The organism is Pseudomonas sp. S2_E01 (assembly GCF_054668365.1).
Map to the genome: position 1 here is coordinate 3,987,064 of NZ_CP162762.1, position 22,396 is coordinate 4,009,459.

Annotated in this window: 23 protein-coding genes and 1 pseudogene; 11 read left to right on the top strand and 13 right to left on the bottom strand. The window is 60.6% G+C overall.

Translation table 11 applies throughout. The features are described from left to right. Positions 1-199: 199 nt before the first annotated feature. From gcl to AB4O36_RS18515, 8 genes are all read left to right on the top strand, one after another. The gene (gcl, locus tag AB4O36_RS18480; protein WP_460139967.1) at positions 200-1,975 is read left to right on the top strand and encodes a glyoxylate carboligase; all 1,776 of its coding nucleotides are present in this window, start codon (positions 200-202) and stop codon (positions 1,973-1,975) included. Between the two features lie 118 nt (positions 1,976-2,093). Further along, positions 2,094-2,876 (top strand): hydroxypyruvate isomerase, encoded by a 783-nt coding sequence (gene hyi / locus AB4O36_RS18485; protein WP_460139968.1) that lies wholly within the window; start codon positions 2,094-2,096, stop codon positions 2,874-2,876. Positions 2,877-3,030: 154 nt separating this feature from the next. Next, positions 3,031-3,924: a 2-hydroxy-3-oxopropionate reductase gene (locus AB4O36_RS18490; protein WP_460117115.1), complete on the top strand. Its 894-nt coding sequence runs from the start codon at positions 3,031-3,033 to the stop codon at positions 3,922-3,924. Between the two features lie 173 nt (positions 3,925-4,097). Continuing rightward, the gene (locus AB4O36_RS18495) at positions 4,098-5,378 is read left to right on the top strand and encodes a glycerate kinase type-2 family protein (protein WP_460117116.1); all 1,281 of its coding nucleotides are present in this window, start codon (positions 4,098-4,100) and stop codon (positions 5,376-5,378) included. Further along, positions 5,368-6,783 carry a pyruvate kinase gene (pyk, locus tag AB4O36_RS18500; RefSeq protein ID WP_460139969.1) on the top strand — a complete coding sequence of 472 codons (1,416 nt, stop codon included), beginning with the start codon at positions 5,368-5,370 and terminating at the stop codon, positions 6,781-6,783. The genes AB4O36_RS18495 and pyk overlap by 11 nt, the downstream gene beginning before the upstream one ends. Before the next feature lie 102 nt (positions 6,784-6,885). Continuing rightward, positions 6,886-7,800 (top strand): urea transporter, encoded by a 915-nt coding sequence (locus AB4O36_RS18505; RefSeq protein WP_460139970.1) that lies wholly within the window; start codon positions 6,886-6,888, stop codon positions 7,798-7,800. A gap of 21 nt (positions 7,801-7,821) precedes the next feature. Further along, positions 7,822-8,646, top strand: a complete 825-nt coding sequence (locus AB4O36_RS18510; RefSeq protein ID WP_460139971.1) for an ion transporter — start codon at positions 7,822-7,824, stop codon at positions 8,644-8,646. Positions 8,647-8,739: 93 nt separating this feature from the next. Next, the gene (locus AB4O36_RS18515) at positions 8,740-9,735 is read left to right on the top strand and encodes a sulfate ABC transporter substrate-binding protein (protein WP_460139972.1); all 996 of its coding nucleotides are present in this window, start codon (positions 8,740-8,742) and stop codon (positions 9,733-9,735) included. Positions 9,736-9,818: 83 nt separating this feature from the next. Here the strand turns inward: AB4O36_RS18515 and AB4O36_RS18520 are convergent, their stop codons facing one another. After that, the gene (locus tag AB4O36_RS18520; protein ID WP_460139973.1) at positions 9,819-10,745 is read right to left on the bottom strand and encodes a class I SAM-dependent methyltransferase; all 927 of its coding nucleotides are present in this window, start codon (positions 10,743-10,745) and stop codon (positions 9,819-9,821) included. A gap of 159 nt (positions 10,746-10,904) precedes the next feature. Here AB4O36_RS18520 and AB4O36_RS18525 point away from each other — a divergent pair, with 159 nt between their 5' ends. After that, entirely contained in the window at positions 10,905-12,110 is a 1,206-nt protein-coding gene (locus AB4O36_RS18525) for an MFS transporter (protein WP_460139974.1), read from the top strand. A gap of 21 nt (positions 12,111-12,131) precedes the next feature. On the opposite strand, the gene AB4O36_RS18530 is transcribed toward AB4O36_RS18525, so the two are convergent. From AB4O36_RS18530 to ccmA, 12 genes and pseudogenes are all read right to left on the bottom strand, one after another. After that, positions 12,132-12,536: a type II toxin-antitoxin system HicB family antitoxin gene (locus AB4O36_RS18530; protein ID WP_460139975.1), complete on the bottom strand. Its 405-nt coding sequence runs from the start codon at positions 12,534-12,536 to the stop codon at positions 12,132-12,134. Then, positions 12,536-12,748 (bottom strand): annotated as a pseudogene (locus AB4O36_RS18535) (type II toxin-antitoxin system HicA family toxin). The gene AB4O36_RS18530 and the pseudogene AB4O36_RS18535 overlap by 1 nt, the downstream one beginning before the upstream one ends. A 150-nt stretch (positions 12,749-12,898) precedes the next feature. After that, positions 12,899-13,303, bottom strand: coding sequence for a hypothetical protein (locus AB4O36_RS18540; protein ID WP_460117123.1), 405 nt, complete (start codon positions 13,301-13,303; stop codon positions 12,899-12,901). Between the two features lie 13 nt (positions 13,304-13,316). Continuing rightward, on the bottom strand, positions 13,317-14,534 hold the full coding sequence (gene ccmI / locus AB4O36_RS18545) for a c-type cytochrome biogenesis protein CcmI (RefSeq protein ID WP_460139976.1): 1,218 nt from the start codon (positions 14,532-14,534) through the stop codon (positions 13,317-13,319). Beyond that, on the bottom strand, positions 14,527-15,000 hold the full coding sequence (locus AB4O36_RS18550; protein ID WP_460139977.1) for a cytochrome c-type biogenesis protein: 474 nt from the start codon (positions 14,998-15,000) through the stop codon (positions 14,527-14,529). Before AB4O36_RS18550 ends, ccmI begins: the two co-directional genes overlap by 8 nt. Continuing rightward, positions 14,997-15,533: a DsbE family thiol:disulfide interchange protein gene (locus AB4O36_RS18555; RefSeq protein ID WP_460139978.1), complete on the bottom strand. Its 537-nt coding sequence runs from the start codon at positions 15,531-15,533 to the stop codon at positions 14,997-14,999. The genes AB4O36_RS18550 and AB4O36_RS18555 overlap by 4 nt, the downstream gene beginning before the upstream one ends. Further along, the gene (locus tag AB4O36_RS18560; protein WP_460117126.1) at positions 15,530-17,518 is read right to left on the bottom strand and encodes a heme lyase CcmF/NrfE family subunit; all 1,989 of its coding nucleotides are present in this window, start codon (positions 17,516-17,518) and stop codon (positions 15,530-15,532) included. The genes AB4O36_RS18555 and AB4O36_RS18560 overlap by 4 nt, the downstream gene beginning before the upstream one ends. Before the next feature lie 3 nt (positions 17,519-17,521). Beyond that, positions 17,522-17,977 carry a cytochrome c maturation protein CcmE gene (gene ccmE, locus AB4O36_RS18565; RefSeq protein WP_460139979.1) on the bottom strand — a complete coding sequence of 152 codons (456 nt, stop codon included), beginning with the start codon at positions 17,975-17,977 and terminating at the stop codon, positions 17,522-17,524. Continuing rightward, complete coding sequence (gene ccmD / locus AB4O36_RS18570; protein ID WP_368553104.1) at positions 17,974-18,150, bottom strand: heme exporter protein CcmD; 177 nt, start codon at positions 18,148-18,150, stop codon at positions 17,974-17,976. Before ccmD ends, ccmE begins: the two co-directional genes overlap by 4 nt. Further along, the gene (locus tag AB4O36_RS18575) at positions 18,147-18,902 is read right to left on the bottom strand and encodes a heme ABC transporter permease (RefSeq protein WP_460139980.1); all 756 of its coding nucleotides are present in this window, start codon (positions 18,900-18,902) and stop codon (positions 18,147-18,149) included. The genes ccmD and AB4O36_RS18575 overlap by 4 nt, the downstream gene beginning before the upstream one ends. Before the next feature lie 94 nt (positions 18,903-18,996). After that, positions 18,997-19,665 carry a heme exporter protein CcmB gene (gene ccmB, locus AB4O36_RS18580; RefSeq protein WP_266018381.1) on the bottom strand — a complete coding sequence of 223 codons (669 nt, stop codon included), beginning with the start codon at positions 19,663-19,665 and terminating at the stop codon, positions 18,997-18,999. Next, positions 19,662-20,297 (bottom strand): cytochrome c biogenesis heme-transporting ATPase CcmA, encoded by a 636-nt coding sequence (ccmA, locus tag AB4O36_RS18585; protein ID WP_460117129.1) that lies wholly within the window; start codon positions 20,295-20,297, stop codon positions 19,662-19,664. The genes ccmB and ccmA overlap by 4 nt, the downstream gene beginning before the upstream one ends. A gap of 196 nt (positions 20,298-20,493) precedes the next feature. Between ccmA and fliK the strand changes: the two genes are divergently transcribed. Beyond that, a complete protein-coding gene (fliK, locus tag AB4O36_RS18590; protein WP_460139981.1) occupies positions 20,494-22,068 on the top strand; it encodes a flagellar hook-length control protein FliK in 1,575 nt (524 codons plus the stop codon). Further along, positions 22,065-22,394: an EscU/YscU/HrcU family type III secretion system export apparatus switch protein gene (locus AB4O36_RS18595; RefSeq protein ID WP_460139982.1), complete on the top strand. Its 330-nt coding sequence runs from the start codon at positions 22,065-22,067 to the stop codon at positions 22,392-22,394. The genes fliK and AB4O36_RS18595 overlap by 4 nt, the downstream gene beginning before the upstream one ends. Positions 22,395-22,396: the final 2 nt, after the last annotated feature.

Below are 22,396 nucleotides of genomic sequence, written 5' to 3' on the forward strand. Positions count from 1 at the left end.
AATAGAACACAGTAAATTATCTTTTTGTATACAATAATTCGCGTAAAACGTTACATGTGACGAAAAGCCACAGCAATTTGGCCTTCCGACGAATGAAACAGGCGCTTGAGAAAATGGATTGACCTTCGCAGCCAGTCGTGAATAAACTCCACACAAAGCCACTTGTATACAATTACAAAACGTAAAGAGGCACAAAACCATGAGCAAAATGAGAGCAATCGAAGCCGCCGTTCTGGTGATGCGCCGTGAAGGGGTTGAAACCGCCTTTGGCATTCCCGGCGCCGCGATCAACCCGTTGTACTCCGCCCTGCAAAAGGTCGGCGGCATCGATCACGTCCTCGCTCGCCACGTTGAAGGCGCCTCGCACATGGCCGAGGGCTACACCCGCACCAAGGCCGGCAATATCGGCGTGTGCATCGGCACTTCCGGTCCTGCCGGTACCGACATGGTCACGGGCCTGTACAGCGCCTCCGCCGACTCGATTCCGATCCTGTGCATCACCGGCCAGGCTCCGCGCGCCCGTATGCACAAGGAAGACTTCCAGGCTGTCGACATCACCAGCATCGTCAAGCCAGTGACCAAGTGGGCAACCACGGTCCTGGAGCCGGGCCAGGTGCCGTACGCGTTCCAGAAAGCTTTTTATGAAATGCGCTCCGGTCGTCCAGGCCCCGTGCTGATCGATCTGCCGTTCGACGTGCAGATGGCCGAAATCGAATTCGACATCGATGCCTATCAGCCGCTGCCCCTGGCCAAGCCCTGCGCCACCCGCGTGCAAGTGGAAAAAGCCCTGGCCCTGCTCGATCAGGCCGAACGCCCACTGCTGGTGGCCGGCGGCGGCATCATCAACGCCGACGCCAGCGACCTGCTGGTCGAATTCGCCGAGCTGACCGGTATCCCGGTCGTCCCGACCTTGATGGGGTGGGGCACGATCCCCGACGATCACCCGTTGATGGTCGGCATGGTCGGCCTGCAAACCTCGCATCGCTACGGCAACGCGACCATGCTCAAGTCCGACGTGGTGCTGGGCATCGGCAACCGTTGGGCCAACCGCCACACCGGCTCGGTCGATGTCTACACCGAAGGCCGCAAGTTCATTCACGTCGATATCGAGGGCACGCAGATCGGCCGCGTGTTCACCCCGGACCTGGGCATCGTCTCCGACGCGGCCTCGGCACTGACCGTGTTCATTGAAGTCGCGCGCGAATGGCAAGCCGCTGGCAAGCTGAAAAACCGCAGTGCCTGGTTGCAGGATTGCCAGCAGCGCAAGGCCAGCCTGCAACGCAAGACCCATTTCGACAACGTGCCGGTCAAGCCGCAACGTGTGTACGAAGAAATGAACCAGGTGTTCGACAAGGACACCTGCTACGTCAGCACCATCGGCCTGTCTCAGATTGCCGGCGCGCAGTTCCTGCACGTCTACAAGCCACGTCACTGGATCAACTGCGGTCAGGCCGGCCCGCTGGGCTGGACCATTCCGGCAGCACTGGGCGTGGTCAAGGCCGACCCGAGCCGCAAGGTCGTGGCGTTGTCGGGCGACTATGACTTCCAGTTCATGATCGAAGAACTGGCCGTGGGCGCGCAGTTCAAGCTGCCGTACATCCACGTGGTGGTGAACAACTCATACCTGGGGCTGATCCGCCAGGCCCAGCGCGGTTTCGAAATGGACTACTGCGTGCAGCTGTCCTTCGATAATCTGAACGCGCCAGAGCTCAACGGTTATGGCGTCGATCACGTCGCGGTGGCCGAAGGCCTGGGCTGCAAGGCGCTGCGGGTGTTCGAACCGGCTGACATCGCCCCTGCCCTGCGCAAGGCCGAGGCGCTGATCGAAGAGTTCAAGGTGCCGGTGATCGTCGAGATTATCCTGGAGCGCGTGACCAACATTTCCATGGGCACCGAAATCAACGCGGTCAACGAGTTCGAAGACCTGGCGCTGGTCGGCAACGATGCGCCGACGGCGATTTCGATGCTTGATTAACAATTGAAGCTCCCCCTGTAGGAGCGAGCTTGCTCGTGATAGCGGTGTGTCAGATATGCACTATCGCGAGCAAGCTCGCTCCTGCAGGGGGTCCTCACAAGATTTACAGGAGACCACCATGCCGCGTTTCGCAGCCAACCTGTCCATGCTGTTCACCGAGCAGGATTTTCTCGCCCGTTTCGAAGCGGCCGCCAAGGCCGGCTTCAGTGGCGTCGAGTACCTGTTCCCCTACGATTTCAGCTCCGCCGAAATCAAGGCCCGGCTTGATGCCAACGGCCTGACCCAGGTGCTGTTCAACCTGCCCGCCGGTGACTGGGCCAAGGGCGAACGCGGCCTGGCCTGCCTGCCGGACCGGGTTGAAGAGTTTCGCGCCGGCGTCGACCTGGCGATTGCTTACGCGCAAGTACTGGGCAATACCCAGGTCAACTGCCTGGCCGGCATCCGCCCGCAAGGCGTCGATGATGCCACCGTGGAAAAGACCTTCGTCGCCAACCTCAAGTACGCGGCCGACAAGCTGCAAGCGGCGGGCATCAAACTGGTGATGGAGGCGATCAACACCCGCGACATTCCAGGCTTCTACCTGAACAACACGGCGCAGGCCCTGTCGATTCGCGAACAGGTGGGCAGCGCCAATCTGTTCCTGCAATACGACATCTATCACATGCAAATCATGGAAGGGGACCTCGCCCGCACCATGGCCACGCACCTGAGCGAGATCAACCACATCCAGTTGGCCGACAATCCGGGGCGCAACGAACCAGGCACAGGTGAGATCAACTACCGCTTCCTGTTCGAACACCTGGATCGCATCGGTTATCAGGGCTGGGTCGGTTGCGAATACAAGCCACTGACCACGACCGAAGCGGGCCTGGGCTGGCTGAAAACCCATAACGCGATCTGACACAAGCCGTTCCTGTAGGAGCGAGCATGCTCGCGATGGAGGACCGGACAACGCGGGGTATCAGACAGCCCGCGTAATCGTTGACGTCCATCGCGAGCGTGCTCGCTCCTACAGGGGCACGCGGCACCATTAATTAAAACAAGAGGAATTTCTCATGGCTAAAATCGGATTCATCGGCACCGGCATCATGGGCCACCCAATGGCGGCGAACCTGCAAAAAGCCGGTCACAGCCTGTTCCTGTCAGCGCACCACGATGCTGCCCCGGCCGATCTGGTCGCCGCAGGTGCCATCGCCCTGGCCAACCCGAAAGAAGTGGCGCAGGAAGCCGAATTCATCATCGTCATGGTGCCGGACACCCCGCAGGTCGATGACGTGCTGTTCCGCGCCGACGGCGTAGCCGCCGGTGTCGGTAAAGGCAAGGTAGTGATCGACATGAGCTCGATCTCGCCGACCGCCACCAAGGCCTTTGCCGCGAAAATCAATGAAAAAGGCGCTCAGTACCTCGACGCGCCAGTCTCCGGCGGCGAAGTCGGTGCCAAGGCTGCCACATTGAGCATCATGGTCGGCGGCGACGCCGATGCCTTCGAACGCGCCCTGCCGCTGTTCCAGGCCATGGGCAAAAACATCACCCTCGTCGGCGGTAATGGCGATGGCCAGACCGCAAAAGTGGCGAACCAGATCATCGTCGCGCTGAACATCCAGGCCGTCGCGGAAGCCCTGCTGTTCGCTTCGAAAAACGGTGCCGATCCGGCCAAGGTTCGTGAAGCGTTGATGGGTGGTTTTGCGTCCTCGAAGATCCTCGAAGTGCACGGCGAGCGCATGATCAAGGGCACCTTCGATCCGGGCTTCCGCATCAGCCTGCACCAGAAGGACCTTAACCTGGCCCTGCAAGGCGCCAGGGAGCTGAACATCAACCTCCCCAATACCGCCAACGCCCAACAGGTGTTCAGCACCTGCGCGGCCATCGGCGGCAGTAACTGGGACCACTCGGCACTGATCAAGGGCCTGGAACACATGGCGAATTTTTCGATTCGCGAGAAGCCGTAAGCCCTGCCCGTTCCAACCCGGTCCTCTGGGAGCGGGCTTGCCCGCGATGAAATCACCTCGGTCCACCTGTACGACCGCAGCGTCTGAATCGCAGGCAAGCCAGCTCCCACAAGAGACCAGGCGCCCAGAAGTTATCGCCCTACTCCAAATAACAAGAATCCCGGGAGCCCGCCATGTCGGTCGATCCGCAACAATTGCTGCGCGAGCTGTTCACCACAGCCATCAACGCCGCCCATCCGCAGCAAGTGCTCGAAGCCCATCTGCCCGCCGATCGCACGGGGCGGGTCATCGTCATAGGCGCCGGCAAGGCCGCAGCGGCCATGGCTCAAGTGGTCGAGCGCTGCTGGCAGGGAGAGGTATCCGGCCTGGTCGTGACGCGATACGGTCATGGCGCCCCTTGCGAGAAAATCGAAGTGGTCGAGGCCGCCCACCCGGTGCCTGACGCCGCTGGCCAGGCCGTTGCCAAGCGCGTGTTCGAGCTGGTCAGCAACCTGACGCAAGAGGACCGTGTGATTTTCCTGTTGTCGGGTGGCGGTTCGGCGTTGCTGGCTTTGCCGGCCGTCGGGATCACCCTGGCCGACAAGCAATCGATCAACAAGGCCCTGCTCAAGTCCGGCGCCTCCATCGGCGAGATGAATTGCGTGCGCAAGCATCTCTCTGCAATCAAGGGCGGACGCCTGGGCAAGGCCTGCTGGCCGGCGACTGTATACACCTACGCGATTTCCGATGTACCGGGCGATCTTGCTACTGTCATTGCTTCCGGCCCCACCGTGGCGGATCCGAGCACCAGCGCTGAAGCACTGGCGATCCTCAAGCGCTACGGCATCGACGTGCCAGCGTCGGTGCGCAACTGGCTGCAAAGCCCGGAATCGGAAACCGTCAAACCCGGTGACCCAAGCCTGGCCCGCAGTCACTTCCAGTTGATCGCGCGCCCGCAGCAATCGCTGGAAGCGGCGGCGGTGAAGTGCCGTCAGGCCGGGTTCAGCCCGCTGATCCTGGGCGACCTGGAAGGTGAATCGCGCGAAGTGGCGAAAGTCCATGCCGGTATCGTCCGTCAGGTGGTGCAACACGGCCAGCCTCTGGCAGCGCCCTGCGTGATTCTCTCCGGCGGCGAAACCACCGTCACCGTGCGTGGCAATGGCCGTGGCGGACGCAATGCCGAATTCCTGCTGAGCCTGACCGACAGCCTCAAGGGCTTGCCCGGCGTCTACGCCCTGGCCGGTGACACCGATGGCATCGACGGTTCCGAAGACAACGCCGGCGCGATCATGACCCCGGACAGCTACACCCGCGCCACCGCCCTGGGCCTCAGCGCCAGCGACGAGCTGGATAACAACAACGGCTACGGCTACTTCGCGGCACTCGACGCCCTGATCGTCACCGAGCCGACGCGCACCAACGTCAACGACTTTCGCGCCATCCTGATACTCGAGAACCCTCATCATGAAGCCTGATAAAAAGGTCAAAATCCTCGCCACGCTGGGTCCTGCCATCGACGGGATCGACGGCATACGTGAACTGGTTCAGGCCGGGGTGAACATCTTCCGCCTGAACTTCAGCCACGGTGATCACGCCGACCACGCCCAGCGCTACCAATGGATTCGTGAAGTCGAGCGACAGCTCAACTATCCGCTGGGCATCCTGATGGACCTGCAAGGCCCGAAACTGCGCGTTGGCAAGTTCGCCGAAGGCCGCGTTCAACTGCATCGCGGGCAGGCCCTGCGCCTGGACCTGGACCCGACGCCGGGCGACGAGCGCCGGGTCAACCTGCCGCATCCGGAAATCATTGCCGCGCTCGAACCCGGTATGGACCTGCTGCTGGACGACGGCAAGTTGCGCTTGCGGGTGGTCAGCAAGTACAGCGACGCCATCGACACCACGGTGCTCAATGGTGGTGAACTGTCCGACCGCAAGGGCGTAAACGTGCCACAAGCGGTGCTGGAGTTGAGCCCGTTGACCGCCAAGGATCGCCGCGACCTGAGCTTCGGACTTGAGCTGGGCGTGGACTGGGTGGCGCTGTCGTTCGTGCAGCGCCCGGAAGACATCCGCGAGGCCCGCACGCTGATCGGCGACAAAGCCTTCTTGATGGCGAAAATCGAGAAACCGTCGGCAGTCACTCATCTGCGGGAAATCGCGGAGTTGAGCGACGCGATCATGGTCGCCCGGGGTGATCTGGGCGTGGAGGTACCGGCCGAAAGCGTGCCGCAGATCCAGAAGAACATCATTGGCATCTGCCGCCAGCTCGGCAAACCGGTGGTGGTGGCGACGCAGATGCTGGAGTCGATGCGGTTTTCCCCGGCGCCGACCCGCGCCGAAGTCACCGATGTGGCCAATGCCGTGGCCGAGGGCGCCGATGCGGTGATGCTGTCAGCGGAAACCGCGTCCGGCGAGTACCCATTGGAAGCCGTGCAGATGATGAGCAAGATCATCCGCCAGGTGGAAAACGGCCCGGACTACCAGACACAACTGGACGTGAGCCGACCGAAGGCGCAAGCCACAGTGGCCGATGCGATCAGTTGCGCGATCCGCCGCATCAGCAATGTGCTGCCCGTGGCGGTATTGGTCAATTACAGCGAGTCGGGGGCCTCCAGCCTGCGGGCGGCGCGGGAGCGGCCGACGGTGCCGATTCTCAACCTGACGCCAAATCTGCAAACAGCACGGCGCCTGACGGTAGCGTGGGGAGTGCAGTCGGTGGTCAATGACCGCCTGCGCCAGGTGGACGAGGTGTGCTCCACCGCACTGGAAATTGCCCAGGCCCAGGGCATGGCCGAACGGGGCGATACCCTGTTGATCACGGCGGGTGTGCCGTTTGGGCAGCCTGGGTCGACTAACTCGCTGCGTATCGAGACGTTGATCTAGAACGCCCTTACCAGCCTCATCGCCGGAACAGCCCCGCTCCAGTAGGAGCGGGCTTGCCCGCGATGCAGGCGACTCGGTGCCACTTCTTATTTTTTAACTGCCATGCCTGCCAATCACTTCAATACCCACTGCCCCGACTGGGCCGAAGCCCTGCTCAATGGCTTCAGCCAGATATTCCTCCAGCGCCATCCGTTATGCGGCCTGCTGTGCCTGTGTGCGATCCTGTTCACTGCGCCGGCGCTACTGGGTGGCGCGCTGCTGGGCGGCGTCGCCGGACTGCTGACCGCGCAACGGCGCAACTATGCGAAGGCTGATCGCCAGGCTGGATTGTTCAGCTACAACGGCGTGTTGCTCGGCCTGATGTTGAGCTTGTATTTCCCTTGGTCGGCGATAATGCCACCGCTTATCCTGGCAGCCGGCGGCCTGAGCGCGATGATCACCCAGCAATGGCTCAAGCGTGCCCGGGTCAATCAATGTGTTCCCGCCTATACCGCACCATTCGTGGGTTTGAGCTGGTTACTGCTGTGTTTCGCCACGCCATCGGTCCCCACACCGCTCATCGAAATGAACACCGTGGACCTGCTGGCAGCATCGCTCCGGGGGATCGGCCAGGTGATGTTTCTCGACCATCCGCTGGCCGGGGCAATGATTGCCAGCGGTTTGCTGATTGCTGATCGTCGAGCCTTCTGCTGGGCGATGACGGCGTCTCTGCTCGGCCTAGGCTCCAGCTTGCTGCATCACGAAACCGGCACCGCCCTGCTCGGCCTTGGTGGCTACAACGCCGTGCTGACCGCCCTAGCCCTCAGCACGCAGCGCCAGCACCCGTGGCTGCCGCTGCTGGGCGTCGTCATGGTGCTGTTGTTGACGCCGCTGTTCGCTGCCATTGGCCTGGCGACGCTGACCGCACCCTTCATCCTCGCCTGCTGGCTCATTCGTACCGGCATGCAAATGTTCGGCAAAACCCCGCGTGATGACACGCCTTGCGCTCACAGGGACAATCAACCTAGGCTGCGCTGATCTACGAGTCAGGCGTTATCCATGGACAGCAGCAAAAACTGGCGTGATCAGCTTTACGTCATGATTTTCCAGACCGACACCAAGGCTGGCAGGCGCTTCGACGGCATTCTGCTGTTGATCATCCTCTCAAGCCTGGTGATCGTGATGCTCGACAGCATCGACACCGTCCACAAGAACTACGCCGATGTGCTGGCGTACATCGAGTGGGGCTTCACGGTGATCTTCCTCGGCGAGTACATCCTGCGCCTGTATTGCTCGCCCAAGCCGTTGCGCTATGCCTTCAGTTTTTACGGCCTGGTGGACTTGCTGGCCATCGTCCCCGGCATCCTCGCCCTCTATTACTCCGACGCCCAGTATTTGCTGATTATCCGCATCATCCGGATGCTGCGGATCTTCCGGGTGCTCAAGCTCAGCCCGTACCTCAAGCAAGCCAACTACCTGATGTCGGCGTTGCGCGGCAGCAAACAGAAGATCGTGGTGTTCCTGGTCAGCGTCTGCACACTGGTAACGGTGTTCGGCACCCTGATGTATGTCATCGAAGGTCCGGAACATGGCTTTACCAGCATCCCCAAAGGCATCTATTGGGCTATCGTGACGCTGACCACCGTGGGCTTCGGCGACATCGTGCCAAAGACGCCGCTGGGGCAGGTCATTTCGTCGCTGGTGATGATCACCGGTTACTCGATCATCGCCGTACCGACGGGGATTTTTACCGCCGAACTGGCCAATGCCATGCGTGGCGAACAGCTCCAACACGACTGCCCGGTGTGCAAGAAAAACAGCCACGAGCACGGCGCTGCATTCTGTTCCCGTTGCGGCAATGCGTTGTTTAAGAAACTGGAATAAGCAAAGTGCTTTTTAATCTTTAAACGCCTATGCGGCGCCGGTTATAGTCGCTGGCAAAATGCCTCATCTCAAATATCGAACAAGGAATGCGCAGTGAAAAAACTCTTTGGCGCCTCACTTCTGGCCGCTGGCCTGGCCCTGACCAGCGTGGCCCAGGCCGCACCGACCCTGCTCAACGTGTCCTACGACGTGATGCGAGATTTCTACAAGGACTACAACACTGCCTTCCAGAAACACTGGCAAGCCGAGCACAACGAAAACATCACCGTGCAGATGTCTTTCGGCGGTTCCAGCAAACAGGCTCGTTCGGTCATCGACGGCCTGCCGGCTGACGTGATCACCATGAACATGGCTACCGACATCAACGCACTGGCCGACAACGGCAAACTGGTTCCGGAGAACTGGGTCACCCGTCTGCCGAACAACAGCGCGCCATTCACCTCCGCCACCGTTTTCATCGTGCGCAAAGGCAACCCCAAAGCCCTGAAAGACTGGCCTGACCTGCTCAAGGACGGCGTACAAGTGATCGTGCCCAACCCGAAAACCTCGGGCAACGGCCGCTACACCTATCTGTCCGCCTGGGGCTACGTGCTGAAAAACGGTGGCGATGAGAACAAGGCCAAGGCATTCGTTGGCAAACTGTTCAAGCAGGCACCTGTGCTCGACACCGGTGGCCGTGCCGCCACGACCACCTTCATGACCAACCAGATCGGCGACGTGCTGGTGACCTTCGAAAACGAAGCGGAAATGATTGCCCGCGAGTTCGGTCGCGATCAGTTCGAAGTCATCTACCCAAGCGTCTCCGCCGAAGCCGAGCCACCGGTGTCCGTCGTCGACAAAGTGGTTGAGAAAAAAGGTTCTCGTGCTGCCGCCGAGGAATACCTGAAATTCCTGTGGTCGCCGCAAGGGCAGGAAATTGCCGCTGCCAACTACCTGCGTCCGCGCGACCCGGCCGTGCTGGCCAAATACACCGATCGCTTCCCCAAAGTGGACTTCCTGTCGGTGGAAAAGACCTTCGGCGACTGGCGTACCGTGCAGAAAACCCACTTCAATGATGGTGGGATTTTCGATCAGATCTACACGCAGTAAGCCAGCAATGAAAAAGGCGACCTGTAAAGGTCGCCTTTTTTTCGCCAGCGTATCAGGCAATCAGGGGTGGCTGGCTGACAGCCTTATTGCACAGGGTTGATATAAGGCCCGCCCGTGAACTGGATGAACAATCGACGATACTCTTCGTTCTCAGGATCGATGACCAAGGCCTGACGCAAAAATTCTATACCTTCGCGAATATTGTCCATCTGGCAGTTGAGTGCAAATGCCAGATACAAGAAATGAGCATTGAAGAAGTCGAATGACAGAGCGACCTTGACCAAGTGCAGCGCCTTGCCAAAGTCCTGTGCAGTCAGGTGCGCATTGAACGCTTCGTTGAACAGTTTGATGTCCTTGTAAAGCGAAGCGGACAAGCCGACCTGTTTTCTCAACACCACCGTGTGACCGTTTCCGACTTTGGTATCGGTTTCTTCAATGCATTCGATCAGCCAATGCCCGAGGCCGACCGAGTTCATCAGGTTGATTGCGCGGAGCATGCTTTGCAACGATAACACCAGGTAGTGACATCTCCACGTTTCCAGGTCCACGGTGTTCATGTCGACACGCTTTTCATAGCTGTCGATCATCTGATCCAGAGTGGTCAGCGCTCGCGGTCGGTCGGTGGGTTCGGCGTTTCTTTTCGGAAAAATGCAGAAGAACACCCCACCGTCCTTCACCACCCGGGAAGACTCAATGAAAGCGGCAAACAAGTTCGGGACATGCTCGATCACATGTGAGCTGATCAGGTAATCGAAAGTCGCATCAAGAAATGGAATGTCCATAAAATCGCCCAGCGCATCAACCCTGGCGGACTCGACGTTGTAATTTGCCTGCTCCTTTTTGTAGTGACCGTAGTCGACGAGATCCTGTGGATACAGAAAGGCTTCGCCATCGCTGGGACCCAGGTTGATGCAATTGGGCAGATAAAACGCATTGTGCGCAGCGGCACCGACCTCCAGGCCTGCGCCCTGACAATACTTGCTGGCCAACGCCATGCCCTGCACATTCATATCGACTCCAAATCCCTGAGAGACCTGCTTAATGGAAAAAAAGAGAAACGTACCTACGCCTTCAAACTATCGGCAAGCGCAAAAAAACATTGAGCAAGAATGCGTTTCGCCCTATTTTTCGGGGCTGCATGCATACCACCCTGCGCAACGAGAAACCTGATGACACCAGCCCACACCGCCCCCCACGGCGCCGCAACCATGACCAAAGGCAGGGTGCTGCTGTTTGCCTTCTGCTGCGGCGCCATTGTCGCCAACATCTACTACGCGCAACCGATCATCGAACTGATCGCACCGGACGTTGGCCTAAGCAGCACCCTGGCCAGTCTGATCGTGTCGCTGACCCAGATCGGTTACGCCCTGGGCCTGTTTTTCCTGGTGCCGCTGGGCGATCTGCTGGAAAACCGCCGACTGATGATCCTCACCACGCTGGTGGCGATTGCCAGCCTGCTGGGTGCCGCCTTCACGGACCAACCGAACGTCTTCTTGCTGATCTCGCTGCTGGTGGGTTTCAGCTCCGTGTCAGTGCAGATCCTCATTCCTCTGGCCGCCCACCTGGCCCCCGAGGAAAGCCGTGGCCGAGTGGTCGGTGGCATCATGGGCGGCTTGCTGTTGGGGATTCTCTTGGCCCGCCCCGTATCCAGCATCGTGGCCGACCATTTCGGCTGGCGTGCGATGTTCGTGATTGCGGCAGCGCTGATGGCAGCCATCAGCCTTGTGCTGGCGCTCACCATTTCCAAACGGCAGCCTGACCATAGTGCCTCCTACGGCCAGTTGCTGGGGTCGTTGTGGACGCTGCTGCGGCAACAGCCGGTTTTACGCCAGCGAGCGTTTTACCAGGGTTGCATGTTTGCCACCTTCAGCCTGTTCTGGACGGCCGCGCCGCTGGAACTGGCGCGTCATCATGGCCTGTCGCAAACGCAGATCGCAATCTTCGCCCTGGTAGGTGCCATCGGTGCCATCGCCGCCCCCATCGCCGGCCGGCTGGCGGACGCCGGGCACACGCGTATCGCCTCGCTGCTGGCCCTGCTGTTCGCCAGCCTGAGTTTCCTGCCCGCCTTCATCCACCCGGCCTACAGCGTCATCGGCCTGGCCGTCACCGGTGTAGTGCTCGACTTTTGCGTCCAGATGAACATGGTCCTGGGCCAACGGGCGGTCTATGCCCTCGACGGCAAAAGTCGCAGTCGCCTGAACGCGCTTTACATGACCAGCATTTTCATTGGCGGCGCGTTCGGGTCGTCGGTGGCCAGTGTGGTGTACGAGCACGGTGGCTGGTTGTGGATCGTGATCGTTGGTAGCGCGTTCCCATTGCTGGCGTTGTTGCGCTTCCTGAGCGCTTCGCGAGAGCATTCGCTGGCGGCGGCATGACCGCCAGCTTCCCGCTGATGTTCATTGCCGGACCAGCTTCTCCAGCGCAGCGTCGGCCAGGAAGGAAGAGCGACTCTTCACGTTGTGCTCGCGCACGTAGCGGTCGATGCGCTGGATGACATAACCGGGCAATGTCACGTTGACCTTCTCGGTTTTACCCATGTAGGGCGCGATGTCCAGTTCGAGCATGCCCCAGCCCATTTCAGCGAAGTCCGGATTACTGCGGTGGACAGCTGCCGAGGTTGGCATTGGAATCGCCTCGCCGTCGGCGGCTATTTCCTGAAGCATGATGTGGGCAATCTCGATGGCCGCGTTATAGGCGTCTTCGAAGGTGTCCCCGGCGGTGACGGCCCCCGGGATATCGGGGATCTGAATACCGATGGCGGTGTTCTCGTCGCCCCATTCGATACAGATGGGATATTGCATTATGGATCTCCTGCGTGACTGGCTAGCGGGTGGTGCAGAGCGGCTCGCCGTCTGATGCTCTTGACCGTGCCGATGGGTCAATCCTTTTTCGGGTGAGGAACCGGGACGATGAACGGGCTGTAGGGGTGAGTGAACAAATGATGGCTGCCTGTGACTCGATCCTGCCTCCAACCGGCCTCCTCCAATTCCTTGATCAATAACCTGCTCTGCACCAACGCCTCCTTGCTTCGGCTCGATAAAAGTAACTCTAGAGTTATATATACAAGCACAAAAACCCGGTTCACGACGTTCGGTTGTGTTGCCGATTGTGAAGTCCTTGAAGGAGCGACCACAAAAAAGGCGACCCGAAGGTCGCCTTGTTACTACTGCCCGAATTGCCGTCCCAGGCCACCCGGCACGCCATGGATATCGGTGTCTTCCCATGGCCCATTTGGGCTGATCGAACGGCTCCAGCCGTTGTTCCAGCGGTAATAGGTACGCTGGCGGTAGAAGGTATTGGGTTGGTCGTCCAGCACATACACACCCATCTTCTGATCCCAGTGGCTGTTGCCACCCGGCGGCGGCGCGAAGCTGGCAGAGGTGCGTGGCACCGGTTTGGCCGGTTTGGCTGGCACACCCGGTTTGCCGGGTGCCGGGCTCGTCGACGGTGTCGGGCTCGGCTGCGAGGGCGGGATCGGCGGCAGCGGAGTCGGCTCGGGCCGCTGGACCGCACACGCACTTAACCCCATGACAAGACTGAGCAGAGTGATACGTGCGATAGCGGTCATGGTGGCGTTCCTGTTATTTGTCCGGGCTGTCGATGATCAGTGTTTGCGCCGCGGTGGTACTGCTGGCCAGAGGCTGGCTGCGACCGATCCACTCACCGGCTGCCGGCTGACCAGCGCGGGAGATGCGTGCAACCAGTTGGACTTCAGGGAAGTTCGACAGTTTCAACTGCGGCATCATTGCATCGGCATCGCCCAGTTCGACAGTCGCCGGCAGGTCCGCCACGGTCAGTCGTTTGGCGGCCAGCGGTGCCGGAGGTCCGGAAACGGCGCGGGCAAAAATGAACACGCTGTCACCTGGCTGGACCTTGGCCTTGAGCTCCGGCGCCAGGTCAACACTGACCTTGAGCAGCGCTGGGCCCTTGGCCACAGGTGGCTTTTGCGAAGGTGCCTGCGCCACTTTACCGCCGCTGGCCTGGAGCTTCTCGGTCGCACGATCAATGCCGCCCTGCAAGGCTGCGCGGGAATTGTCTTGCGGCGGCAGTTGCGTCAACAAGCGTGTCCAATAGTCGATGGCGTCCTGGTAACGCGCGCTCTCGAACGCGGCGATGCCCAACAGGCCAAGGCTGGTGACTTCCTTCGGGTCGGCCTTCAAGGCTTCGTCGGTCAGGGCCTGGATCTTGTCCGACCACTTCTTGCCGTCGGCGAAATACTGGGCCTGAGCCCACTGCCCCAACAGCTCAGGTTGGCGACCCGCCAGATTGACGGTGCGCTCGAAGATCTTCGCCGCGTCCCCAGGACGATCCTGTGCCATGTAGGTACGGCCAAGGAAGTACAGGCCTTCCGCCGAATCCGGCTGCGCCTCGACCGCTCGCTCCAGGCGCTGGGTCATTTCTTCCATCGATTGCGGTGCATGGGCGAACTCACGGGTGAGCTCGACCTTGTCGCTGGCACCAAAATGCAGATATAGCCCCAAGCCGAGCAGCGGCACCAGGATCGCCGCCAACAGAGGCAACGGTTTGCCCAGGCGAGAAACCCGGGAAGTGTCTGCGCCCTCGGTGTCGGCCAACAGCTCACGGGCGGCTTCGGCGCGACCACTGTCCATTTGCGCGCTGTCGAGAACACCTTCTTGCTGCTGAGCCTGCAGCTCGGCCACGCGCTCTTGATAGAGTGCGACGTTGAGCGCAGTGCGATCTTCTTCGAGCTGGGCACGACGGCCACGAAGAACGGGAATCAGCAGAAAACTCAGGGCTACCAGAAGCAGCAGACCTGCAGCGAGCCAGAAATCAATCATTCTTGGTTTTATCCAACAGGTGGTCGAGACGCTCACGCTCATCAGAGGAAAGCTCGGCGCGGTTGTCGGCGCGCTGTAAGCGACGACGGCGGACGATGACGGCAATGATCACCACACCGCCCAGCAAGAGGCCGGCGGGCCCGAACCACAGCAACGCGGTCTTGGCGGTGAGCGCCGGCTTGTAGCGGACGAAATCACCGTAGCGGTCGACCATGAAGTCGATGATCTGCTGATTGTCCTTGCCCTCACCCAACATGCGGAAAATCTCTTTGCGCAGGTCAGCGGCGATGGGGGCATTGGAGTCGGCAATGTCCTGATTCTGACACTTTGGGCAACGCAGCTCTTTGGTCAACTCGCGAAAGCGCTCGCGATCGCCTTCCTTGGCGAACTCGTAGGTATCGATGGCGGCGTGCGCCACGCCGGCGATGCTCAAACCGAGAATGGCCGCTGCAATCCAGCGCTTCATGGCTTGGCCTCGTCCACCAGGGCCTGGTACTTGGCCGCCAGTTTTTCACGCCAGACCTGTTCGTCGATCACCCCGACGAATTTGTCGCGGATGATGCCCTTGGCGTCGATGAAAAAGGTTTCCGGCGCACCGTACACGCCCAGGTTCAGGCCCAAAGTGCCTTCGTCGTCACGGATGTCCAACTGATAGGGGTTGTGGAACTCCGCCAGCCACTTCAAGGCATCGGCGTTGACGTCCTTGTAGTTGATGCCGTAGATCACCACGCCCTTCTCGGCCAGTTTGTTCAGTACCGGGTGTTCGACCCGGCAGGAAATGCACCAGGTGCCCCAGACATTGACCAGCGCCGGTTTACCCACGATGTCGGCGCGGGTCAGGGTCTTGTCGCCCTGCACAGCAGGCAGCGAAAACTCGGGGAATGGCTTGCCGATCATCGCCGAAGGCAGCTCGGCGGGGTCCAGGTACAGCCCGCGATACAGGAAAACAGCCACCACCAGAAAAATCGCCAGTGGCAACAGCATCAACCAACGTTTCATGCAGTGGCTCCACTCATGCCCAGTGCTTCACGCACGCGGCTTTTTACCTTGACCCGATAACGACGATCCATCGCTGCCAGCAACCCGCCGAACGCGGTGAGCAACCCGCCGAACCAGATCCAGCGAACGAACGGTTTGACGTGCACTCGCACGGCCCAGGCACCATCCCCCAGCGACTCGCCCAGGGCAACGTAGAGGTCGCGGGTAAAACCGGCATCGATCCCGGCTTCGGTCATCATCGAGCCCTGCACGGTGTACAGGCGTTTTTCCGGATGGAGCACACTGATTTCACGACCGTCACGGATGACTCGGATGGTGCCCTTGTCGGAGGTGAAGTTCGGGCCTTCGAAGTGCTTGGCACCTTCGAACACAAACTGATAACCGCCCAGGTCCATGGACTCGCCCGGAGCGAGGCGCAGGTCACGTTCGGCACTGTTCTGGCTCGACAGCACGACACCGAGTGCGCACACGGCGATGCCCAGGTGCGCGACTTGCATGCCCCAGTAGCTGCGGGTCAGGGTCGGCAGACCTTTGATCAGGCCTTTGTGACGCGTCTTGTCGAGGATATCGCGCACGCCGGCCAGCAATACCCACGCCGCCAGCATGAACGTCGCAATCACCGCCCAGTTGAAATCGCCATAAGCGATGCCTGCCACTACCGCTAGCGCAGCACTGCCGAGCAACACAGGGGTGAGCATGCTTGTCAGCCATTTCACCGGGGTGTCTTTCCAGCGCACCAACACACCGACCGCCATGACCACCATCAACACGGCCATCAACGGAATGAACAGCGCATTGAAGTACGGCGGACCGACCGACAGCTTGGCCCCGGTCATCGCGTCGAGGACCAGCGGATACAAAGTGCCCAGCAGAATCATCGAGGCAGCCACCACCAGTACCAGGTTGTTGCCCAGCAACAGGGTTTCCCGAGACCAGAGATTAAAGCCGACCTGGCTCTTGACCACCGGTGCCCGCAGAGCGAACAGGGTCAAGGAGCCACCGACGACGCACAACAGGAAAAACAGGATGAACACGCCGCGCTCTGGATCGGCGGCGAAGGCGTGAACCGAGGTCAACACGCCGGAACGCACGAGGAACGTACCCAATAGGCTCAAGGAGAAGGCCGCAATGGCGAGCAGCACGGTCCAGCTCTTGAACACGCCACGTTTTTCCGTGACCGCCAACGAGTGAATCAACGCTGTTCCCACCAACCATGGCATGAAAGAGGCGTTTTCCACCGGGTCCCAGAACCACCAGCCACCCCAGCCGAGCTCGTAGTAAGCCCACCACGAGCCGAGGGTGATACCGATGCCCAGGAAGGCCCAGGCGACGATAGTCCATGGACGCGACCACCGCGCCCATGCCGCATCGAGGCGACCGCCAAGCAACGCGGCGATCGCAAAGGCGAAGGCGACGGAGAAACCGACATACCCCATGTACAACATCGGCGGGTGCACGATCAGGCCGATGTCCTGCAACAACGGATTGAGGTCACGACCGTCTGTGGGAATCTGCGGCAGGATGCGCGAGAACGGGTTGGAGGTGATGATCAGGAACATCAGGAAACCGCTGCTGATCATGCCCATCACTGCCAGCACCCGCGCCAGCATGACTTGCGGCAATTGGCGCGAGAACACCGACACGGCAAAGGTCCAGCCGCCGAGGATGAACGCCCACAGCAACAACGAACCTTCGTGCGCGCCCCATACGGCGCTGAATTTGTAATACCAGGGCAATGCGCTGTTGGAGTTGCCGGCGACGTAGGCGACCGAGAAATCGTCGGTCATGAACGCGTAGGTCAGGCAACCGAAGGCAAACGCCAGGAAGGCAAACTGCCCCCAGGCTGCGGGCTGAGCCAGGCTCATCCACAAGCGATCACCGCGCCAGGCACCCAACAATGGCACCACGGCCTGGAACAGGGCAAAACACAACGCCAGGATCATCGCCAGGTGACCCAGCTCTGGAATAAACAGACCGGAAGTCATCGATCAACCCTCCTTCACGGGTGTTGGGGCAGATTGACCGCTTTCTTTAAGCGCCTTGGTCACTTCCGGGGGCATGTATTTTTCATCATGCTTGGCCAGCACTTCATCGGCGACCACCACGCCATCGGCGTTGAGCTTGCCCAGGGCGACGATGCCCTGTCCTTCACGGAACAGGTCCGGGAGGATGCCGCGATAGGTGACCGTGACGGACTTCTGGAAATCGGTAACGACGAATTTCACGTCCAGCGAATCGCCTGAACGTTGCAGCGACCCCTTCTCGACCATGCCGCCGGCGCGGATGCGCGTGTCAAGCGGCGCTTCGCCGTTGGCGATCTGGGTGGGCGTGTAGAACAGGTTGATGTTCTGCTGCAGGGCGCTCAGCGCCAGGCCAACCGCAGCACCGCCACCGACCAGAATCGCCAGAATGATGATAAGACGCTTTTTACGCAACGGATTCACTTGCCGCTCTCCCGGCGCAGACGACGCGCCTCTTGTTGCAGATACCGCTTGCGGGCCAGGACCGGCGCCGCCACGTTCAGAACCAGCACCGCCAGGCAGATGCCATAGGCCGACCAGACATACAGGCCGTGATGGCCCATGGCGAGGAAATCGCCAAATGAAGCAAAACTCATCGAGCGGCCTCCAGGCTGTTCTGCACTTCTGCTTTGACCCAGCTGGCGCGGGCTTCGCGCTTGAGCACTTCAAGACGCATGCGCAGCAACAGCACGGCGCCGAAGAAACAGTAGAAACCCAGCACCATCAGTAGCAGCGGCAACCACATTTCCACGGGCATCGCCGGTTTTTCAGTGAGGGTGAAGGTGGCGCCCTGATGCAGGGTGTTCCACCACTCCACCGAGTACTTGATGATCGGAATGTTAATCACGCCGACAATCGCCAGCACCGCGCAGGCCTTGGCCGCACTGTCACGATTACTGATGGAGTTGCCCAGTGCAATAAGACCGAAGTACAGGAAAAGCAGGATCAACATGGACGTCAGTCGGGCATCCCAGACCCACCATGATCCCCAGGTCGGCTTGCCCCAGATCGCTCCGGTGACCAGCGCCACGGCGGTCATCCAGGCGCCGATGGGGGCCGCGCATTGGAGGGCAACATCGGCCAGTTTCATTTTCCATACCAGCCCGACGATGCCGCACACCGCGAGCATCACGTAGCAGGACTGGGCCAGCAGCGCGGTGGGGACATGAATATAAATGATGCGAAAGCTGTTGCCTTGCTGATAGTCAGGCGGCGCGAAGGCCAGGCCCCAGACGGCACCGACGCCAATCAGCAGCACGGCGGCGACGCTCAACCAGGGCAGCAGCTTGCCGCTGATGCCGTAGAACCACTTGGGTGAGCCGAGCTTATGAAACCAGGTCCAGTTCATTGCTGTTTCCATCACGGTTGCCACTCGCCATCACGAGGAGCGTGGGTCATTCTTTGGTTCAAAGAAGTGATCAGTTTTTGATCAGACCTCATTATTATTCGCCGACGCTGATCTTCAGGCCAGCAGCGATTGCAAACGGTGTCAGGGTTATTGCCAGGGCGGTCAGGCTGCCAAGCCACAGCAGATAACCGGTCGCCGGCATGCCCATCAACGCGGCCTGCAAGGCGCCGCTGCCGAGAATCAACACCGGGATATACAGCGGCAGAATCAGCAAAGCCAACAGCAGGCCGCCGCGCTTCAGCCCCACCGTCAGGGCTGCACCCACTGCACCCAGCAGGCTCAGCACGGGTGTACCCAGTAACAGGGAAAGCAGCAACACCGGCAGACAGGCGGCGGGTAAACCCAACATCAGTGCCAGCAGTGGAGCGAGTAAAACCAGGGCCAGGCCAGAGAAGGCCCAGTGTGCCAGTACCTTGGCCAAAACCAGAAGAGGCAGGGGGTGCGACGAAAGGACCCACTGTTCGAGGGAACCGTCCTCGAAATCACTGCGGAAAAGCCCGTCCAGCGAGAGCAGGACCGATAAAAGGGCCGCTACCCACACCAGCCCCGGGGACAAGGTTTGCAACAATTGAGACTCGGGTCCGACCGCCAGTGGAAACAGGGAAACCACAATGGCGAAGAACACCAGCGGGTTGGCCAACTCCGCAGGACGGCGGAACAACAGACGCGCCTCACGGGCCACCAGCAGACCGAACACACTCATACGGCCCAATTCCCCAAATCGATGTCGCGATAATTGACCGGCTTGCGAGTCAGTGTGTGGTGAGTGGTCAACACCACCATGCCGCCGCGTTCGCAGTGGCCGGCCAGATGAGCTTCGAGTTGCGCCACGCCCTGTTTGTCGAGTGCGGTGAACGGTTCGTCAAGGATCCACAGCGGCGGGCTGTCCAGGTACAACCGTGCCAGAGCGACGCGACGTTGCTGGCCGGCGGACAGGGTGTGACAGGGAACATCCTCGAATCCGCGCAGTCCGACCAGGGCGAGCGCATCCTGAATGGACTCACGGTTGGCCGGGTGATGCAGGGCGCAGAGCCAACTGAGGTTTTCTTCCGGCGTCAGCAGGTCCTTGATGCCGGCGGCATGGCCGATCCATAACAGGTTACGTGCCAGTTCGTTGCGCTGCTCGTTAAGCGGTTGGCCGTTTAGCAGGATTTGACCAGCCGTCGGCTGCATCAGGCCGGACAACAAGCGCAGCAGGCTGGTCTTGCCGCTGCCGTTGGGACCGCTGATTTGCACCATTTCGCCACTGGCCAGTCTCAAATCGAGATTTTCGAACAGCAGTCGGAGGTCTCGCTCACAGGCGAGGGCGACGGTTTGCAGGACTGGACTGGTCAAGAGATCACGGGCCTTTACGGTTCAAGTCGGCAGCTCGGCGGCCGCTAAAGGGGTGCAGCATAGTCGCATTGGCGGCCTGTTCTAGAGAGCTGCGTCAAACAATTGCAATGTTTTTGCCACTCTCTGAAAGACGGGCGGCATTATACATGTCATGCCCTACTCTCAAGAGGGCAATTTCTTCAGGTTGTGACCGCGTATGACAGGCGAAATGAACATCCTCCCGCTCCCCCAACCCACCCCCGCGACCTCACGGCCGCTGGTGACGAGCGGTGAGTTGCTCAAATTGCTGACGCCGGTGGAAGGCCTGATCAGCGCCGGGCAATCGGCCAAGGCTGAAGTACTGTCGTTAAAGCAGGCGGATCAGACGTTTCAGCTGCTGCTCAAGGTGACCCTAGAGGGCGGCCGGCAGACCACGGTCCAGGCCACCAGCAACCAGCCGCTCCCCCAAGGCACCAGCCTGGCAATCACCCAGCCTTCGGCGGGCAATCTGGCGGTCACGGTACAACAGGCGATTGCCTCCAGCGTCGCCACCCTCACCCGCATCGACACCGCTCAATTGCCGGTGGGCACATTGCTGCAAGGCAAGGTGCTGACGGCCCAGGTGCTGCCGCAAGTACCCGGTCAGCCGACGGTCTTCCGTTCGCTGGTGAGCCTGCTCAACACCGCGTTGAGCGGCAAGACGCTCACCATCGATAGCCCGACGCCCTTGCGCATCGGCACTTTGCTCAGTGCCCAGGTGCAGGACAGCCAGACCCTGAAGTTCGTCCCTCTGAGCAATCGCCAGGAGCAGTTGGCTGTTACCCAGCAACTGGCCGGCCAGCAGAGCCGCCAGGGTTCGCTGGACGGTGTGCTCAAACTGCTGCAAAACCTGCCGGCCAGCGACCAGACTTCCAGCGACCTGCGTGCCGCCGCCAGCCGGTTGCTCGCTGGCCTGCCGGACGTTGCGCAACTGACCACGCCCAAAGGCCTGGCCCTGGCCCTCGCCAGCAGCGGCGCCTTCCTGGAGTCGAAGCTGCTCGGCGGGCAAAACCCGACGTTGGCGCCGGACGTGAAAGGCGATTTGCTCAAGCTGATTGCACAAGCCGCGCAGGGCCTGCCGGCCAACACCAGTCTCGGCGCGATCATTGCCGCCAATACACTCGCCCAGGCCATGCCCAGCTTCGTGCGTAATGCCTTGGGCATGCTCGGGCAAGTCAGCGCCAAGCCGTCGCCCACCAGTTTCCCGATACCCGAGCGCCTGCTGCAAAGCGCTGAAGGTGAAGGCGATCTCGAACACCTGCTGCGCCTTGCCGCCGCTGCGGTATCGCGCCTGCAAAGCCATCAGCTGTCGAGCCTGGAGCAGACCGGCGTGACCAGCGATGGTCGCCTGATGAGCACCTGGCAGCTGGAAATCCCGATGCGCAATATGCAGGACATCGTGCCCTTGCAAGTCAAGTTCCAGCGTGAGGAAGCACCGGAGAAAGAACAGCCCCAGGAACGTCGTGACGAACGCGAACCCAAGCAGCAATTGTGGCGTGTGGATCTGGCGTTCGACATGGAGCCGCTGGGCCCTTTGCAGGTTCAGGCGCAGTTGATCGCCGGCAGCCTGTCCAGCCAGCTATGGGCTGAACGCCCGTACACCGCCAGCCTGATCGAAAACAACCTGGTTGCCCTGCGCCAGCGCCTGCTGGATTCGGGCCTCAATGTGGGCGACCTCGACTGCCATCACGGCAAACCTCCCCAGGGGCCGCAAACCCGTCTGGAACAACGTTGGGTGGACGAAACGGCATGACTGATTTCCACACTCCACGCCAGGCCATCGCCCTCAAATACGACGGCAGCCACGCGCCAACCCTGACCGCCAAGGGCGACGAGGAGCTGGCCGAAGAGATTCTGCGGATCGCCCGCGACTATGAAGTGCCAATCTACGAGAACCCCGAATTGGTTCGATTGCTGGCACGCATGGAACTGGGGGACAGCATTCCGGAGGAGTTGTACCGCACGATCGCCGAGATCATTGCGTTCGCGTGGAACCTGAAGGGCAGGTTTCCCGAGGGGCACGATCCGGATGCGCCGATGGTGGAGAAGGATGTAACCGACCGCGGGGATGATTATTAAGG

What these genes read in the sequence shown, in the direction of transcription:
- hyi (WP_460139968.1), top strand. Translation starts at nt 2,094, where the DNA reads ATGCCGCGTTTCGCAGCCAACCTGTCCATGCTGTTCACCGAGCAGGAT.
- pyk (WP_460139969.1), top strand. Translation starts at nt 5,368, where the DNA reads ATGAAGCCTGATAAAAAGGTCAAAATCCTCGCCACGCTGGGTCCTGCC.
- AB4O36_RS18520 (WP_460139973.1), bottom strand. Translation starts at nt 10,745, where the DNA reads ATGAATGTGCAGGGCATGGCGTTGGCCAGCAAGTATTGTCAGGGCGCA.
- AB4O36_RS18495 (WP_460117116.1), top strand. Translation starts at nt 4,098, where the DNA reads ATGTCGGTCGATCCGCAACAATTGCTGCGCGAGCTGTTCACCACAGCC.
- gcl (WP_460139967.1), top strand. Translation starts at nt 200, where the DNA reads ATGAGCAAAATGAGAGCAATCGAAGCCGCCGTTCTGGTGATGCGCCGT.
- AB4O36_RS18555 (WP_460139978.1), bottom strand. Translation starts at nt 15,533, where the DNA reads ATGAAACGTTGGTTGATGCTGTTGCCACTGGCGATTTTTCTGGTGGTG.
- ccmI (WP_460139976.1), bottom strand. Translation starts at nt 14,534, where the DNA reads ATGATTGATTTCTGGCTCGCTGCAGGTCTGCTGCTTCTGGTAGCCCTG.
- ccmB (WP_266018381.1), bottom strand. Translation starts at nt 19,665, where the DNA reads ATGAGTGTGTTCGGTCTGCTGGTGGCCCGTGAGGCGCGTCTGTTGTTC.
- AB4O36_RS18505 (WP_460139970.1), top strand. Translation starts at nt 6,886, where the DNA reads ATGCCTGCCAATCACTTCAATACCCACTGCCCCGACTGGGCCGAAGCC.
- AB4O36_RS18540 (WP_460117123.1), bottom strand. Translation starts at nt 13,303, where the DNA reads ATGACCGCTATCGCACGTATCACTCTGCTCAGTCTTGTCATGGGGTTA.
- AB4O36_RS18490 (WP_460117115.1), top strand. Translation starts at nt 3,031, where the DNA reads ATGGCTAAAATCGGATTCATCGGCACCGGCATCATGGGCCACCCAATG.
- AB4O36_RS18510 (WP_460139971.1), top strand. Translation starts at nt 7,822, where the DNA reads ATGGACAGCAGCAAAAACTGGCGTGATCAGCTTTACGTCATGATTTTC.
- ccmD (WP_368553104.1), bottom strand. Translation starts at nt 18,150, where the DNA reads ATGAGTTTTGCTTCATTTGGCGATTTCCTCGCCATGGGCCATCACGGC.
- AB4O36_RS18530 (WP_460139975.1), bottom strand. Translation starts at nt 12,536, where the DNA reads ATGCAATATCCCATCTGTATCGAATGGGGCGACGAGAACACCGCCATC.
- AB4O36_RS18560 (WP_460117126.1), bottom strand. Translation starts at nt 17,518, where the DNA reads ATGACTTCCGGTCTGTTTATTCCAGAGCTGGGTCACCTGGCGATGATC.
- AB4O36_RS18595 (WP_460139982.1), top strand. Translation starts at nt 22,065, where the DNA reads ATGACTGATTTCCACACTCCACGCCAGGCCATCGCCCTCAAATACGAC.
- AB4O36_RS18550 (WP_460139977.1), bottom strand. Translation starts at nt 15,000, where the DNA reads ATGAAGCGCTGGATTGCAGCGGCCATTCTCGGTTTGAGCATCGCCGGC.
- fliK (WP_460139981.1), top strand. Translation starts at nt 20,494, where the DNA reads ATGACAGGCGAAATGAACATCCTCCCGCTCCCCCAACCCACCCCCGCG.
- AB4O36_RS18525 (WP_460139974.1), top strand. Translation starts at nt 10,905, where the DNA reads ATGACACCAGCCCACACCGCCCCCCACGGCGCCGCAACCATGACCAAA.
- AB4O36_RS18575 (WP_460139980.1), bottom strand. Translation starts at nt 18,902, where the DNA reads ATGAACTGGACCTGGTTTCATAAGCTCGGCTCACCCAAGTGGTTCTAC.